Consider the following 14,485-nt stretch of genomic DNA (forward strand, 5'->3'; position numbering starts at 1 on the left):
GGTCCCGGAAGACCAGCTTCCGCTCCTGCTGCCGGACGTCGACGCAATCAAGCCTTCGGGCACGGGCGAATCGCCGCTGGCCAACGTGACGGATTGGGTCGAGACGGTCGATCCGGAGACTGGGATGAAAGCCCGCCGCGAGACGAACACGATGCCGCAATGGGCCGGCAGCTGCTGGTATTACCTGCGTTACATTGATCCGCATAACGACAAGGAGCTGTGTTCTCCCGAGAAGCAGAAGGAATGGCTGCCGGTCGATCTGTATATCGGCGGCGCCGAGCATGCGGTGCTTCATCTGCTGTATGCCCGCTTCTGGCATAAGGTGCTGTATGATCTCGGCGTTGTAAACACGAAGGAGCCGTTCTACAAGCTGGTCAACCAGGGTATGATTCTCGGCACCAACAACGAGAAGATGAGTAAATCGCGCGGCAATGTCATCAATCCGGATGAGATTGTAGGCGAATTCGGCGCGGACACGCTGCGCGTGTACGAAATGTTCATGGGTCCGCTGGAAGCGACCAAGCCGTGGAGCGCGAACGGCGTGGAAGGCATTCACCGCTTCCTCTCGCGCGTATGGCGCCTGTTCGTAAGCGAAGACGGCAGTCTGAGCGCCAAAATTATAGAGGACAGCGGCACCGAAGAGTTCAAGCGCACCTGGCATAAGACGATCAAGAAAGTGACCGATGATCTTGAGAATCTGCGCTTTAATACGGCGATCAGCCAGCTGATGATCTTTATCAACGACGCCTACAAGCAGGAGACACTGCCGCGCCAGGCGGTGGAGAATTTCACGCAGATGCTGTCGCCGCTTGCTCCCCATCTTGCCGAAGAACTGTGGCAGATGCTCGGACACGAGGGCACCATCACTTATGTGGAGTGGCCGGCTTACGACGAGGCGCTGACTGTGGACGCCGAGGTGGAAATCGTGGTTCAGGTGAACGGCAAAATCGTTCAGCGCAGCCTGATCCCGCAAGGTATGGGACAAGAGGAGATGCAGGCGCACGCGCTGGCTCTTCCGAATGTGAGCGCGGCAATAGAAGGCAAGACCGTCCGCAAAGTCATTGCGGTTCCGGGCAAGCTGGTCAATATCGTAGCGGGTTAGCGAAGAACGCCAAACCCCGCGGCGGGAGTTTATCCTGCTGCGGGGTTTTTGCGTGTTTGCGGTTGTTACGGGGGGATATCCAGGTCAAGCCCTTACCGCAAGAGGCGGGTATTTTCGCTGGGCGGCCTCTCATTTGTTTTGATGAATCCCGTCCCGCCCGAACAGCGAATCGAGTTTGGCCACATCTTCGTCGTATTTCTTGTGCGTCGTAGCGATCAGCCGTTCAAATACCCCGTCCAGGCTGCAGCGCAGATGATTCAGAGCTTCGGCGGTAATGCCGCCGGGGACCGCGACACGGTCTTGCAGCTGCTGCGGCGTAAATTCGCCTTCGGTGAGCAGCTTTCCCGTCCCGAGAAGCACCTCACCTGTCAGCTTTCCTGCAAGTGTACGGTCTATCCCGGTCGCTTCGGCGGCAGCTTCAATCCATCGTTCGATAAAATAGCTCAGGAAAGCCGGGCCGCAGCTGGAAAAATCGGAGGAGATGCGGGTATGATGCTCGTATATTTCCACCGGAGTGCCTATATGGGACATCAGCTTGAGCAGCTTCGCTCTGTCATCGGCCCCCAGCCGGCTGCCAAGTACGCAAAGAGAGGTTCCGCTGTATACGCTGTGCGTAATGCTGGGAATGATCTTGGCGATTTTGGACGGCAGAGCGCTCTCCAGGTGGTAAATTTGAACCGGACTTGTAATGGACACGACAATCTGCTCGCTGCGGAGACAATGGCCGATTTCATCGGTCAGCGCTTTAAACTCCATCGGCTTGACGCATAAGAATAAAATATCACTGCGGGATGCAGTCTCACTATTGCTGCCCGCCAGCGTAATTCCGGGGTGAAGCTGCGCGAGACGGGCCAGCTTCTGCGGACTGCGGTTGCTTGCAATCACGTCGCCGGCCAAAAGCCCCCCGGAAGAAAGAAAGGCGTCGATCAACAGGCCGCCCATGCTGCCCGTTCCGATAAAACCCACTTTCATCCTGTGGTTCCTCCTTTCGCGCTTGTTCTTACAGTAATGCTCTTCGTTATATGTATGCATTACAGGCATGACCACATGACTGATTTTAGGTGATGTACGGAAAAAGGGCTCGGATAAATTAGAAAATTATAAATAAAGGAGAAGCCGGTATGAACAAGATAAGCATAATTGGCGCGATTGCCGCAGCATTAATCGGAGGCGGCTTAATCTGGACCACCGGAAACGGGGATGAGCAAGGAATCGCCGGGTGGGAAACGTTGAACGATCAGATGGCAAAGGCGGTTGAAAGCGGGCAGACGGCGACTGCGGGCGGCAGCCCTGCGCAAGATCGCCGAAACGAGGCTGCTCGTGAGCCGGATAAAATAAAAGAAGCAGCGGAAGCGGACGGCAGCTCCATGCGAAAAAGCGGAGGCGCCGAAGCTGCCGCCTCGCGGGAGACCGCTAAAGCGGTGGCTGGCCCGGATGGAGATGGCGCGGGAAATGCGGCTCGTACTAAGGAAGGGGGCAGCCCAGTAACAGATGATAGCGTCAAAGATCAAGCTGCCGCTTCCCGGGCTCCGGCGGCTGATGCTCCGGCCCCGGAGGAGGGGAAGGTTAATGTCAACACGGCGGGAATCTCCGAATTGACCGCCCTGCCCGGCATCGGCGAAAAGAAAGCGCAGGCGATTCTCGATTACCGCAATCAGCATGGGGCGTTCCGCAGCGCCTCCGACTTGGGAAAAGTAAAAGGAATCGGTCCGAAGATGCTGGAGAAGCTGAGGCCCTATGTTTTATTTTGATAAAACAAGCATTATACTTGGCGGTATTAGCGGAAGCTGCGGCAGGGAGCCGATTGATGGTTGTTATATTGCCTGCTTGCTGGGATATGCTACAATAGTTAACAACGATTTTGGAGAGAATGGGGAACGATCATGACCATTGCCTATCGCAAAGATTGGGATACGTATTTTATGGACATCGCCTTTATGGTCTCGACCCGTTCGCGCTGTCCGCGCCGTCACGTCGGCGCTGTGCTTGTCCAGGGCAAGAAGCTGCTCGGAACCGCCTATAACGGCGCTCCAATGGGGGTACCGGATTGCTCTGAAGCGGGCTGCATGATCTCCGAGCAGTATGAGCTGGAGGTTGTGGACGGGGCGGAGACGATGGTTAAGAAGCAGCGCTGTATCCGCACGATTCATGCGGAGCAGAATCTGCTGCTCTTTACGGACCGGATTGACCGGGAGGGCAGCACCGTATATGTAACCGACGAACCCTGCTGGACCTGCGCGAATATGCTGGCCAACAGCGGCGTGGCCGAGATTGTCTATCACCGGAGCTATCCGAAGGATACGGAAAAGGTCCGGTCCATGATGGCCACCAAAGGCATCCAGTTTCGTCGGCTGGAAGGATATGAGCCTCCTCGTGAGACGGTTCTGGATGTGCAGGGTTAAAGCAGATACGTTATTTCAGCGTATCATGGATTAAATTAGGAGGAAGAACCTCTGTCTACGCACCTATGCGTTAACAGGGGTTCTTTTTTATGTGCGCCCGGCATGGGCGGTTATGCCCCTTGCGGGGCGGCATTTTTCCAGGAGAAGAAGGGATGTTAATGAGAAGAAGACCGCTGCTCTACTTGGTCATCTGCTGGGTGATCGGAAATGGAGCCGCAAGTATACTGCCGACAGAAAAGCTGTTCACAGCTTGGGCTGGAGCGTCGCTGCTGTTTGTAGCCGCCATCCTGCCAGGGAGGTGGAGCCGGAAGCATCTGGTCCTGCTGTGGATGGCCCTTACCGTGGGCGGGGCGTACTGGGAATGGAATGACCTGTGCAATGAAAGCGTCCTTCCAGAGGCGCTCGGGCTGCCTTCCGCACGGCTGGAAGAACTGGCAGTTCATGCGGAAGGAACGATCGTGTCAACCGTGGAGCGGGATGGGGACCGGGTTGATTTTACAGTTAAGTTGGAGAAAATCCGGCCATCCGGTGCGGAGGGCGGTTCTCTGCCGGCTGATAAAGAGAGCAAGTCCGGTTCGCTTCATGATGGCGGAACAAGCGCCGCCGCCGGGACTGCTGCCCAATCGGCTGATGGCGAGAAAATCGCCGTGCAGCTGAAGCTGCAGGCCGAGCAGGAGATCGCTATCGCGGCCTCTTGGAGAAGAGGAGACCGCATAGCGCTGAACGGCAGCCTTGCGTCGCCCTCGGGCGCCCGCAATTTCGGCGGGTTCGATTACCGCGAATATTTGCGTAACCGGCATATTCACTGGATGCTGAAAGTTGCCGGGACCGGACAAGTCGAAGCGGCGGCGCCAGAAACCTGGAGCCTCCTGAAGCTTCTTCGCTGGAACGACGCGGTCAGAGCTGAACTGGGAGCGGAGCTGGAATCTCTGTTCCGGGAGAAGGACGCCGGCTATTTAAAGGGGCTCATTATCGGAATGCAGGACGAGCTTGATCCGGAGATGTACCGGCAGTTCTCCAGGCTCGGACTTACGCATATCCTTGCCATTTCCGGGATGCATGTCGCCGTGTACGCGGGCTTTCTGCTGTTCGTTCTGACACGGCTAAGGTTCACCAAGGAGACGGCGCTGACGGTGACGCTGCTGCTCATCCCAGCGTATGTGCTTCTCTCCGGCGCAGGACCTTCCGTCGTTCGGGCAGGACTGATGAGCATGATCGCCTTATATGCGGCGCGTATGGGGGTGCTCAAGGACGGCATGCATATTTTGAGCGTGTCCGCGCTGCTCATGCTGATATGGGAGCCGTATTTTTTGCTTAACGTCAGCTTTCAGCTGTCTTTTCTCGTTACGGCCGGACTGATGGTGTATGTCCCGCTGGCGGCGCCGCTCGTTTCCTTCCTGCCCCGCAGACTCGGAAGTGCGGCTGCGGTTACGCTGGTGGCGCAGCTTGTATCGTTTCCGCTGACGATCTACTACTTCAACCAGTTCGCCGCTCTGTCGTTTGCGGCCAATCTGGTGCTCGTTCCCTTTATCACCTTTGCCGTGCTGCCTGCAGGGACGGCTGCGCTTCTGCTCGGCAAGGTATGGCCTGTCTGTGCGGGGGCTTTGGCCCATGCCGTTGAAATTATGAATGACGCCACATTTGGCGCGGTGGAGTGGACCGGCCGTTACGCGGGGATAACGATCTGGAGCTCGCCGTCTCTTTTATGGATCGGATTGTATTATGTGCTGCTATACAGCCTGCTGCGAGTCTTGAAGCATCACGCCGATACAAGGCATGCGCCACTCTATGCGGATGATGAAACAAGGCCGCTTGAAGGGCTGCGGCCGCACTCCAAGCCTCGTCGGTCCGCTGCTGCTCATCCGGGAGATCATCAGCGTACAAGAACGCTGACTTCCTGCCGAATTGCCCCTGCGGCGCTGGCCGGGGGTCTCGCATTGCTGCTGTATCTGGGGTACCGCCCGGAGCGGCTGTCCCCCGAAGGCTCCGTCAGCTTTCTAGATGTAGGGCAGGGCGACAGCATATTGATTGGCACTCCGGGAGGCGCTCATATTCTGGTAGACGGCGGAGGAACAGTGAGCTTTGGAAAAAGGGAAGAATGGCGCATCCGCCGCAGTCCCTATGAAGTCGGAGCCAAGACGCTTGTCCCTCTGCTCAAAAAGCGCGGCATACACCGGCTGGACGCGGTTATTTTGTCACACGGGGATCAAGACCATGCGGGCGGTCTTCAGGCCGTGCTGGAGGAAATCCCGGTCTCGGCGCTGCTGTTCAACGGAACGCTTGCGCAGCGGGAGGAATATGTCAAGCTGATGAAGACGGCAGTGGGGCGCGGCGTCAGGCTGTACGGTGTTCATCGGGGGATAGCGCTATCTCCGGACGATTCTTCGAAGCTGTCCTTTTTGTCGCCCAAACCGGTGAAGCAGGACGGAGAAGAAATTCCGGTTCCGGTTCTGGAAGAACAGAATCCGGCATCCGTCGTATTTCGTCTGGACATGAGCGGGAGGAGCTTCTTGTTTACAGGAGATATAGACAGCAAGACCGAGGAGAGGATAGCGGCGGCTAACGAAGCGGAGGGAATCCCCGGCTCATCTGCCGTCGACGTGCTGAAAGCCGCTCACCACGGCAGCAAAACCTCAAACGGAGCAGCTTGGCTGCAGTACTGGAAGCCTTCCGCCGCAGTAGTCTCTGTAGGTGCTAATAATCTGTATGGTCATCCAAGCGGCGAGGTCTTGGCCCGCTTCATTGACAGAGGCATGCTGGTATATCGTACCGATCAGCAAGGTGAGATCCAAATGCGGATACGGCATGGGGGAATTCAGGTTAGGCATAAGCTTTAAGCTGTTAGCGAACCGGGTCATTCGTGAAACGTCAATCCTCTCGGAATTGCCTATGTAAGCATTTTACAAAAATGCTCTGTTGAAATGCTTACTTCTTCGATGGTCATCCTTATCGTATGGAGAGCCATGAACAGCCATCATGAACGGAAAAAGCGGGCTAATCGACAAAACCGGCAAATGGACTGTGAAGCCCCAGTACAATAAAGACGCCGGCTTTAGCGGGAGCTTCGAGAACGGGTATACCCTCTTTTTCCGGAACAGCGGAACAGTTATAAACAGTCGAGGTGAGGTTGGACGCCCATGCTGCCAACGCGGCACCATCAGATGATGAAATAAAGTTATTTCAGGATAGACTGACGATACAGCATTAAGCTAACGGGCAGGATTCATTCAGCAGAAGCGGTGATTGGGTAAAAAAACGAAACTGGAGTTGACCGAGGAAGAACAGGAAGAACTCGCCTTCGTACTCAGACTATATGAAGAACAGGGCCTTAACGAGCAATCGTCAAGACCCTGTTCTTTGTCTATGCCAAACTTTCTCTTGCTGCCATTCATGGAATTCAGCCGAGCACATTGGAGCTCGCGATCGAACCGCGAAGCTCCTGAACATCCAGCATCGGTGGCCGACCATACATACGGGCATATTCCCGGCTGAACTGGGACGGGCTCTCGTAGCCTACGCGGAAGGCCGCATCGGAAACTTGCACGGTTTCCGTCAGCATTAAGCGCCGGGCTTCTTGCAAACGCACCATTTTCTGGTATTGCAATGGGCTCATCGCCGTGACGCGTTTGAAATGTTTATGAAATACCGACGTGCTCATGTTTACGGACTTTGCAAGCTGCTCGATGACGAGCGGACGGTCGTATTGCCGGTTAATCAACTGGATCGCTTGAGCGATGTTGTGCGCTTGGCTGCCAATGATCGCGAATTGATGGATGCGCGCGCCTTGTTCGCCTTGAAGCACTCGATACAGAATTTCGCGGATGACAAGAGGCGCCAGAATCGGAACGTCCTCCGGCTCGTTCAGCAACTGCATGAGCCGTACGATGGCTTCGAGATGCGGGAGTCATTCGGTTCACGGTTATGCCGCGACAGTCTTCCACGGGAACGAAACCGGGGCGATTCGTCTCTTTCACGATGTCCAGGATGACGTCGGGATCAAAGCTCAGTTTCAAACTTAAATAGGGGATCTCTGTTCATTGTTGTTAAGCCAATAGGGATTTTTTTCGTTAAGTAATCACGAGTCCGCCATCAATCGCGATGATCTGGCCAGTGATCCAGTTCGCCTCTGGATCTGCTAAATTCAATATCCAGCGGGCGACATCATTTGGCACACCACGTCGACCAAGCGGGATCGCCCTGCGTTCCTGTTCCTTCACAGCGGTGATCTCTTTATCAGAGAGCCCCATACGCTCGCGCAGGAACTCCGTTTCAACAGGTCCGGATGCGACCGCATTGACCCGGATACCCTTAGGTGCAAGTTCAAGTGCCCAACAGCGAGTTAGATGCTCCAATGCAGCTTTACTCGCTGCGTAGAGCGAAAGGTCAGCGGCCGCTTTACTTCCATAGGTACTTGATAAGTTAACGATCGATCCACCCGTTTTGGCTAATTGAGGAATGGCTGCGGACGCAAGCAGCGTCGGACCTGCAACGTTAACAGCGAAGATATCCGAGATCGATTTTGCGTTTGTCTCGACGAGTGGCTGGATAACACCACTGCCCGCATTGTTGACGACGATATCGATTCTTCCCCAATAGTCCATCGCTGCTGCAACCGTTCGAGTAGCGGCCTCGGGATCACTTGAATCTGCTACCAAGCCTTGCATGTTCGAGCTGCCTGCTGTGACAGAATCAAGCTGAGCTTTTCTCCTTCCGGTTATAAGCACGTTTGCTCCATGATCAATGAACTTCCTTGCCGCTGCGAGACCAATCCCCGAGCCGCCGCCAGTAATAATCACGACCTTGTCTTTAAATCTCATATTTATCTTCACCTTTGCGAAAAAATATTATATTAAGCAATTAATAATTAATCAATGGAGGATTAGACTGCTAAATTAGTTTCTTCAGCAGCCCCTATTCGACCGATTACAGGGTTTGCTTAACAGATTCGGAAGTAACTTCAAGGACTCTGCTGAGCCATGGGAATTTCTCTTTCATCAAATCATATTCCTCACCGCTTTCAAGGAATTTGGCTGTTCCTTCAACAAGAAAACCCGTTCCCATGCTTCTGTATCCCATGACTTCTCTGCTTCCCAATGTGACCTTAATTTTGTCGTTTTGCTCAACATTCTCTTGTGTTTTACGCATACCAGCAGCCGGAATAAGTATCTTATTGTCTCTAATAACTAAGTAAGAATTCCATGTATTAGATACATGAGCTCCATCACTGCCACACGTTACAAGGGAAACAACCCCTTCATGAGAAATGACATCAAGAAATTTTTCGCTTATCATTTTCATTCTCCTTTAATTAAATTTTTCTTCATTATCATAATGCCAAACCGTCTCTAATAAAACATCCAATTTTAAAAATATTATAGGATACACTTGGATCTGCTAAATTTGTTGACATATTAATTTAGTAAGTGTAGTATCAAACTGGTATTATGTATTTTGCCAAATAGAAAGATATCATAGGATACAGTTGGAGGTACTGCCATGATTAATCTCGATAACAATGCGGATTTACCGCTCTATATGCAAATTTACGATCAGCTTAAACAGGAAATCATTAACGGGATTTTACCTGAAGGCTCAAGGCTTCCATCTACACGTCATCTCGCTCAAACACTGGAAGTTGGCAGAAATACCGTTGAATATGCTTATTTACAGCTTTCTTCGGAAGGTTATGTAGTCAGCAGGGTTGGAAGTGGATTTATTGTTCAAAACTTAAATGGTCTGACCTGTCTTACATACGAAGAAAATGGTAACAAGCCTGTAAGAAGTTCAAAACCTGAAAGTAGTTCGTCGGATATATATCCGTATAATTTCCAGTACGGACATCTGAGTGCACAAGATTTTCCGTTAAATATATGGAGAAAAATGTCAAAAAAGGCTTTGACAACCTTAACCGCTGAAGACTTGACTGCGTATTGCGATAAAAAAGGGGAATTGGAATTAAGATGTGATTTATCCGATTACTTGCGAAAATCCAGAGGAGTTTCCTGCAGTGCGGAACAAATCATTCTATGTTCCGGTCTTGAATATGCATTGTCCTTACTGTGTCAGCTGCTGCGTGATAAAACAACTCAAATCGCATTAGAGGAACCCGGTTACATCGGTGCAAAGAATATATTTACGAATAACGGATTCCAGGTTTCACCTATCCGCATTGAAAAAGACGGACTAAATACTTATGAACTGGAAAACTCATCTGCTGGAGCTGTCTACGTCACACCTTCTCATCAATTTCCAACTGGTGTCGTAACATCGATACAAAAAAGGCAACTCCTGCTGGACTGGGCCAAACGAAAAAATGGGCTCATTATTGAAGACGATTACGACAGCGAACTCCGCTACAATTGTAGACCCATTCCATCCATCATCAGTATAGCCGGTAATGAAAATGTAGTTTATATCGGTACCTTTTCAAAAGCATTATCCCCCAGCTTGCGTGTAAGCTACATGGTATTACCACAAAAGCTGCTGGACCTGCACCATAAAAAATTTAAAATGTACCAAACTCCGGTTTCTTTACTGGAGCAAAGAATCATCCAGGAATTAATACGCTCCAGGTATTGGGAAAACCACTTGAGGAAAACATGTGTAGTATACAAAAAAAAGCACGATTTACTGATTCGATCAATTTCAGAAGCAATGGGTAACATAGTAAAAATTCACGGTAAGAATGCCGGCTTGCACATTTTATTGGAATCATCACAGGGATTAACAGAGAAAGAAATGATTGAAAGAGCAAAAGAAAATGGTGTTCTGGTTCTTCCTGTATCAACATTTTGGTCAAATCCCGATAACTACTCCAATAACATGGTATTATTGGGCTTTGGAAACTTATCCGAAAATGACATTATTCAAGGAATAAAGAAATTAGCACAAGCATGGGGAGCGTGAAAATGCCTCTGACCTTATCCAATTTGGGAGAACTTTCTTTTGAAAGTACATATGTCTCTAGTACTTCATCAGTCTTTAAATTGTGTATAGACGTTTCAGTTTGATTCGGGCGTCTTCGGTGGTGAATTGCCAGTCTACTCCCTTTTGAGACGCATTGCGTCCCGCTTCCCATGCGGTAAGTTCATGGGCCAAATCTTCTAAAGAAGGAATTCGGCGTCCCAGACACTGGCGGGTCATGACACTGAGTTCGATTTCGGCCACATTAAGCCAACTGCCGTGTTTTGGCGTGTAATGGATTTCCAAACGTTTCGCCAGACGCAAAGCCACTTTCGGTTCGAATGCCTGGTACAGGGAGGCGATGGAATGCGTGTTCAGGTTATCCATCACGAGGCGCACTTTCGGAGCCTCCGGGTAATGAACATCCAACAGATCGCGGACTTGTTCCGCCCATTCCACCCGCGTGCGCTGTGGACGAACACTCACATGCCGCCAGCCCGCAAGCGGTTCCGTAAAAATGAAAATGCTGCACGTTCCATTGCGCACGTACTCCGCATCTTCTCGCAGCGGTTTAGTGGGTTTCATCGGAATGGGCGCCCGGGTTTCATCCAGAAGCTGGTACGGTTTTTCATCCATGCAGATGACGGGACAAAGCCGGATCGTAAGGCAGTCGATACACTTCCAATACATCTTCCATGGTGGCAACGAACGCGGCATTTTGCTTTGGCGGAATGCACCAGCATTTACGAAGATGAGGCTTGAGCTCGTTTTTTTAAAATTTTATCTACCGTATCATAGGAAAGACTTTCGATGTAGTTCAGTTCAACGGCTTTGTCGGCCAGCATTCGCAAGGACCAGCGGCTCTTTCCTTCGGGCGGTGGACTGCAACTGAGTGCAATGATTTGGGCTTCCAGTTCGCCTGTAACTTTGGGAGGATTCGGTGGGGTTAACCGCTTTTTTCGCTCAAGCGTGGCCTGAAGGCCTTGCTCGGCAAACCGTTTTCGAACGAGATGGACCGTGTTGGTATGCACGTTTGAGCGTTCGGCGATTTCCACATCCGAAAGTTTACCGCCTGGCCGATTTTCATCGGCCCACAGCAGAATTTGGGCTCGCCGCAACGCGCGCGCCGTCGACTTTCCTTGGCTACACATACGTTTCAGTTCCTCTTGTTGTTCAGCGTTTAGACTTACGATATAGTCTCGTTTTTTCATCGGCTCGACCTCTTTTACTTTGACTATATCATAGATTCCATGATTTAACTGCTTTTAGACTGATGAAGTACTAGAACCTCCTATTAGTCCAAATACATTGAAAGCCTATGCCCTGCAGCTCAAAATGCTGGTTACGGAACTCGGGGATTTAGTTCTGTAATATCTCTGAATCTGCTGAAGGAATACCTAGCTAAGCAGTCAGATCGGTTAAAGCCAAGTACCCTAGGGCACCGCATCCGATTTGTGCGCTCCCTATTCCGTTTTGCATATGAAGAAACCTATTTACCCACCAACCCTTCGCTCAAACTGCGTGAGCCTAAAATGGATAAGCGAATTCCTAAGTTTTTGATGGAGGAAGATGTAATTCATCTGAAGATCTCTTGTCAGACACTAAGAGAAAGAGCTCTACTTGAGTTTCTCTACAGCACTGGCTGCCGAATAGGAGAGGTCGAGAAGTTAAACATTGAGGATCTGAACTGGGAGAACTGCTCTGCCATTGTAAACGGGAAAGGTTCAAAGCAAAGAGAAGTTTACTTCGGGTGTAAAGTATGGTTGAAGAAGTATTTAGCTAATCGTGAGGACTCCTGTAAAGCCTTATTTGTAACTGATACAAATCCTGTTAAGCGATTGGCCATTCCAACGCTCAGGTGGGCATTAAAGCGACTGGCAGATCGCGGAGCGGTCGAGGCAAATGTGTACCCCCATCGATTCCGTCATACTTATGCATGCCAGCTGCTTGATAACGGAGCACCTTTAGATTTTATCCAAGGCATGCTGGGTCATGAAAAAGCTTCAACCACGCAAATTTATGCTCAGCTCCGTGGAGAGCGTCGAAGAGAACTGTATCGTCGATTTTTTTAGTATGTGTTAACGGCGGATTCTCCTTTAGAGATCCGCCGCTTTTTCAACTAAAGGGCAGGATAGTTGAAAATGTAAAATGCATGACAGAGCAAACGCTTGACAAATCATCTACTACGTGTTACTTTATAACGGTAGTAAGTAACACTTGATACCAGTCATACAGAATAGTAAAGGGTGATTGTGCTGGAAAACCTAACGGAAATGCTCAAAGGCGTGCTTGAGGGCTGTGTCCTTGAAATTATAAGCCGCAAAGAAACCTACGGCTACGATATCACGCGGCGGCTGAACGCCCTCGGCTTCACGGATGTCGTGGAGGGAACGGTGTACACCATCCTGATCCGGCTTGAAAAAAACAAGTTGGTAGAGATCACCAAGAAGCCCTCCGATATGGGACCGCCGCGAAAGTTTTTCGCGATCAACGACGCGGGGCGCGAGGAACTGAGGAAGTTCTGGGAAAAATGGGAGTTCGTATCATCAAAAATTAACGAGTTAAAGGAGAAAAAACAATGAATTTTTGGGAAAAAATCACTGGCAGCGACATGACTAAAGAATTCAAAGCTTTTGAATCGCGAGTCAAAAAGCTGCCGGCTGATTATCAAGCGGCATGGGAAAAAATTAATGCCAATCTTTGGCCGCACTCAGATTTCACCGGTCGCAACCTCATGCCAATTTTTGACGGTGTGCTTGGCCTGCTAGAAGAAACAGCGGCGGAAGGTCAGAATGTCCAAGAGGTTTTAGGTGACGATATCAAAGGCTTCTGTTCAGCGCTGGCCGGCGAAGAAGGGGCAAAGTCTTTTCGCGACAAGTGGCGCGAGCAGCTCAACAATAATATTGCTAAAAAATTAGGTAAATAGGAGGATAAAATGAGAATACGAGATATCATCGAAGGCAAAAAAGAGTGGCGTGCGCACGTGGCGCGCGTCAAAGCGCTCCCGCAAGATTATCAGATTGTTTATAAAGAAATTCAAAAATATCTCTTTAAGGTCGGCCCTGTTGAGCTAACCGAAGGGACGGGTTTGCTCTCGGGGATTATCGATCTTTTTGAAGATGGCGCGGCCTTGGGGAAAGGCGTGCTCGAAGTGACGGGCACTGACGTAGCGGCTTTCTGCGACGAACTAATCAAAGATTCAAAAACTTACGCTGACATCTACCAAGAATCGGTTGACCAAGAAGGTAACAAGGCCAGGAAAAAGGTTACGGAAAAAACAAAGTAAAAGGGGGGATCGGGATGGAAAAAGCAATTGAAGTGAAAGGTCTGCGAAAGTCTTTCAAGGACACAGAAGTCCTAAAGGGCGTCGATTTTGAAGTGAAGCGAGGTGAGATTTTCGCCCTGCTTGGCTCCAACGGCGCGGGCAAGACGACGATTGTCAGAATCCTCACCACGCTGCTCAAACAGGACAGAGGCACCGCCACCGTAAACGGATTTGACGTCGCGTCAAAACCCGAGAATGTGCGGCATGCGATCAGTCTGACCGGGCAATTTGCCGCCGTGGACGAGATATTGACCGGGCGGGAAAATCTGATCATGATTGCCAAGCTGCGGCATCTGGATCATCCGCGTCAAGTTGCGGACGATTTGCTGAAACGTTTCGGCTTAACTGACGCCGCCGACCGTAAGCCATCAACTTATTCGGGTGGTATGCGCCGCAGGCTCGACATCGCCTTGAGCCTTGTGGGAAAACCGCAGATCATTTTCCTCGACGAGCCAACCACTGGGCTTGACCCCGAGGCACGTATCGAAGATTGGAAGATTGTAAAGGAGCTGTCGGGCGGCGGCACGACGGTATTCCTGACCACGCAGTATTTAGAGGAAGCCGAGCAGCTTGCCGACCAAATATCTATTCTGCACGAGGGCAGGATTATCGCGGGCGGCACGCTCGCGGAACTGAAAAAGCTGTTTCCATCCGCAAAAGTAGAGTATGTTGAAAAACAGCCGACATTAGAGGAAATATTCCTCGCAATCATCGGTAAAAAGTCCAGCGGTATGATGTCAAGTTCCTGATTCT

At 50.9% G+C, this 14,485-nt stretch carries 13 protein-coding genes and 2 pseudogenes; 10 read left to right on the forward strand and 5 right to left on the reverse strand.

The genetic code is table 11. From position 1 onward, the window contains the following. Positions 1–1,102 (forward strand): class I tRNA ligase family protein (locus tag L691_RS0116670; RefSeq protein WP_025691572.1); only part of this gene is annotated, 1,102 nt, incomplete at its 5' end. Between the two features lie 129 nt (positions 1,103–1,231). Here L691_RS0116670 and comER read toward each other — a convergent pair. Beyond that, a complete protein-coding gene (comER, locus tag L691_RS0116675) occupies positions 1,232–2,074 on the reverse strand; it encodes a late competence protein ComER (RefSeq protein ID WP_025691573.1) in 843 nt (280 codons plus the stop codon). Between the two features lie 149 nt (positions 2,075–2,223). Here comER and L691_RS0116680 point away from each other — a divergent pair, with 149 nt between their 5' ends. The 3 genes from L691_RS0116680 (at position 2,224) to L691_RS0116690 (ending at position 6,341) form a co-directional block, all read left to right on the forward strand. Then, positions 2,224–2,853, forward strand: a complete 630-nt coding sequence (locus L691_RS0116680; RefSeq protein WP_025691574.1) for a ComEA family DNA-binding protein — start codon at positions 2,224–2,226, stop codon at positions 2,851–2,853. Positions 2,854–2,985: 132 nt separating this feature from the next. After that, positions 2,986–3,504 carry a deoxycytidylate deaminase gene (locus tag L691_RS0116685; RefSeq protein ID WP_025691575.1) on the forward strand — a complete coding sequence of 173 codons (519 nt, stop codon included), beginning with the start codon at positions 2,986–2,988 and terminating at the stop codon, positions 3,502–3,504. 158 nt (positions 3,505–3,662) lie between these two features. Beyond that, positions 3,663–6,341: a ComEC/Rec2 family competence protein gene (locus L691_RS0116690; RefSeq protein WP_025691576.1), complete on the forward strand. Its 2,679-nt coding sequence runs from the start codon at positions 3,663–3,665 to the stop codon at positions 6,339–6,341. Positions 6,342–6,901: 560 nt separating this feature from the next. Here L691_RS0116690 and L691_RS29190 read toward each other — a convergent pair. The 3 genes and pseudogenes from L691_RS29190 to L691_RS0116705 form a co-directional block, all read right to left on the reverse strand. Further along, a pseudogene (locus L691_RS29190) lies at positions 6,902–7,535 on the reverse strand (AraC family transcriptional regulator N-terminal domain-containing protein); the annotation flags it as partial. 36 nt (positions 7,536–7,571) lie between these two features. After that, positions 7,572–8,321, reverse strand: coding sequence for an SDR family NAD(P)-dependent oxidoreductase (locus L691_RS0116700; RefSeq protein WP_025691577.1), 750 nt, complete (start codon positions 8,319–8,321; stop codon positions 7,572–7,574). Between the two features lie 106 nt (positions 8,322–8,427). After that, positions 8,428–8,796, reverse strand: a complete 369-nt coding sequence (locus L691_RS0116705) for a pyridoxamine 5'-phosphate oxidase family protein (RefSeq protein ID WP_025691578.1) — start codon at positions 8,794–8,796, stop codon at positions 8,428–8,430. A gap of 204 nt (positions 8,797–9,000) precedes the next feature. On the opposite strand from L691_RS0116705, the gene pdxR reads away from it, so the two are divergent. Further along, positions 9,001–10,410, forward strand: coding sequence for a MocR-like pyridoxine biosynthesis transcription factor PdxR (gene pdxR / locus L691_RS0116710; RefSeq protein WP_025691579.1), 1,410 nt, complete (start codon positions 9,001–9,003; stop codon positions 10,408–10,410). Between the two features lie 75 nt (positions 10,411–10,485). Here the strand turns inward: pdxR and L691_RS32090 are convergent. Continuing rightward, positions 10,486–11,618: pseudogene (locus L691_RS32090) on the reverse strand (IS630 family transposase). A gap of 321 nt (positions 11,619–11,939) precedes the next feature. Between L691_RS32090 and L691_RS29200 the strand changes: the two are divergent. From L691_RS29200 to L691_RS0116745, 5 genes are all read left to right on the forward strand, one after another. Beyond that, positions 11,940–12,479, forward strand: a complete 540-nt coding sequence (locus tag L691_RS29200) for a tyrosine-type recombinase/integrase (protein WP_232229209.1) — start codon at positions 11,940–11,942, stop codon at positions 12,477–12,479. Between the two features lie 201 nt (positions 12,480–12,680). After that, positions 12,681–12,989: a PadR family transcriptional regulator gene (locus tag L691_RS0116730; RefSeq protein WP_269634866.1), complete on the forward strand. Its 309-nt coding sequence runs from the start codon at positions 12,681–12,683 to the stop codon at positions 12,987–12,989. Further along, the gene (locus tag L691_RS0116735) at positions 12,986–13,333 is read left to right on the forward strand and encodes a DUF1048 domain-containing protein (RefSeq protein ID WP_025691582.1); all 348 of its coding nucleotides are present in this window, start codon (positions 12,986–12,988) and stop codon (positions 13,331–13,333) included. Before L691_RS0116730 ends, L691_RS0116735 begins: the two co-directional genes overlap by 4 nt. 9 nt (positions 13,334–13,342) lie before the next feature. Next, positions 13,343–13,693: a DUF1048 domain-containing protein gene (locus tag L691_RS0116740; RefSeq protein ID WP_025691583.1), complete on the forward strand. Its 351-nt coding sequence runs from the start codon at positions 13,343–13,345 to the stop codon at positions 13,691–13,693. 14 nt (positions 13,694–13,707) lie between these two features. After that, positions 13,708–14,481, forward strand: coding sequence for an ABC transporter ATP-binding protein (locus tag L691_RS0116745; protein WP_025691584.1), 774 nt, complete (start codon positions 13,708–13,710; stop codon positions 14,479–14,481). Positions 14,482–14,485: the final 4 nt, after the last annotated feature.

Source organism: Paenibacillus zanthoxyli JH29, assembly GCF_000520715.1.
GTDB lineage: Bacteria > Bacillota > Bacilli > Paenibacillales > Paenibacillaceae > Paenibacillus_AQ > Paenibacillus_AQ zanthoxyli.

Excerpts from the sequence above, each read along its gene's own strand:
- L691_RS0116730 (WP_269634866.1), top strand. The coding sequence starts at position 12,681 with ATGCTCAAAGGCGTGCTTGAGGGCTGTGTCCTTGAAATTATAAGCCGC.
- pdxR (WP_025691579.1), top strand. The coding sequence starts at position 9,001 with ATGATTAATCTCGATAACAATGCGGATTTACCGCTCTATATGCAAATT.
- comER (WP_025691573.1), bottom strand. The coding sequence starts at position 2,074 with ATGAAAGTGGGTTTTATCGGAACGGGCAGCATGGGCGGCCTGTTGATC.
- L691_RS0116680 (WP_025691574.1), top strand. The coding sequence starts at position 2,224 with ATGAACAAGATAAGCATAATTGGCGCGATTGCCGCAGCATTAATCGGA.
- L691_RS0116705 (WP_025691578.1), bottom strand. The coding sequence starts at position 8,796 with ATGATAAGCGAAAAATTTCTTGATGTCATTTCTCATGAAGGGGTTGTT.
- L691_RS0116740 (WP_025691583.1), top strand. The coding sequence starts at position 13,343 with ATGAGAATACGAGATATCATCGAAGGCAAAAAAGAGTGGCGTGCGCAC.
- L691_RS29200 (WP_232229209.1), top strand. The coding sequence starts at position 11,940 with ATGGATAAGCGAATTCCTAAGTTTTTGATGGAGGAAGATGTAATTCAT.
- L691_RS0116745 (WP_025691584.1), top strand. The coding sequence starts at position 13,708 with ATGGAAAAAGCAATTGAAGTGAAAGGTCTGCGAAAGTCTTTCAAGGAC.
- L691_RS0116735 (WP_025691582.1), top strand. The coding sequence starts at position 12,986 with ATGAATTTTTGGGAAAAAATCACTGGCAGCGACATGACTAAAGAATTC.
- L691_RS0116690 (WP_025691576.1), top strand. The coding sequence starts at position 3,663 with ATGAGAAGAAGACCGCTGCTCTACTTGGTCATCTGCTGGGTGATCGGA.
- L691_RS0116685 (WP_025691575.1), top strand. The coding sequence starts at position 2,986 with ATGACCATTGCCTATCGCAAAGATTGGGATACGTATTTTATGGACATC.
- L691_RS0116700 (WP_025691577.1), bottom strand. The coding sequence starts at position 8,321 with ATGAGATTTAAAGACAAGGTCGTGATTATTACTGGCGGCGGCTCGGGG.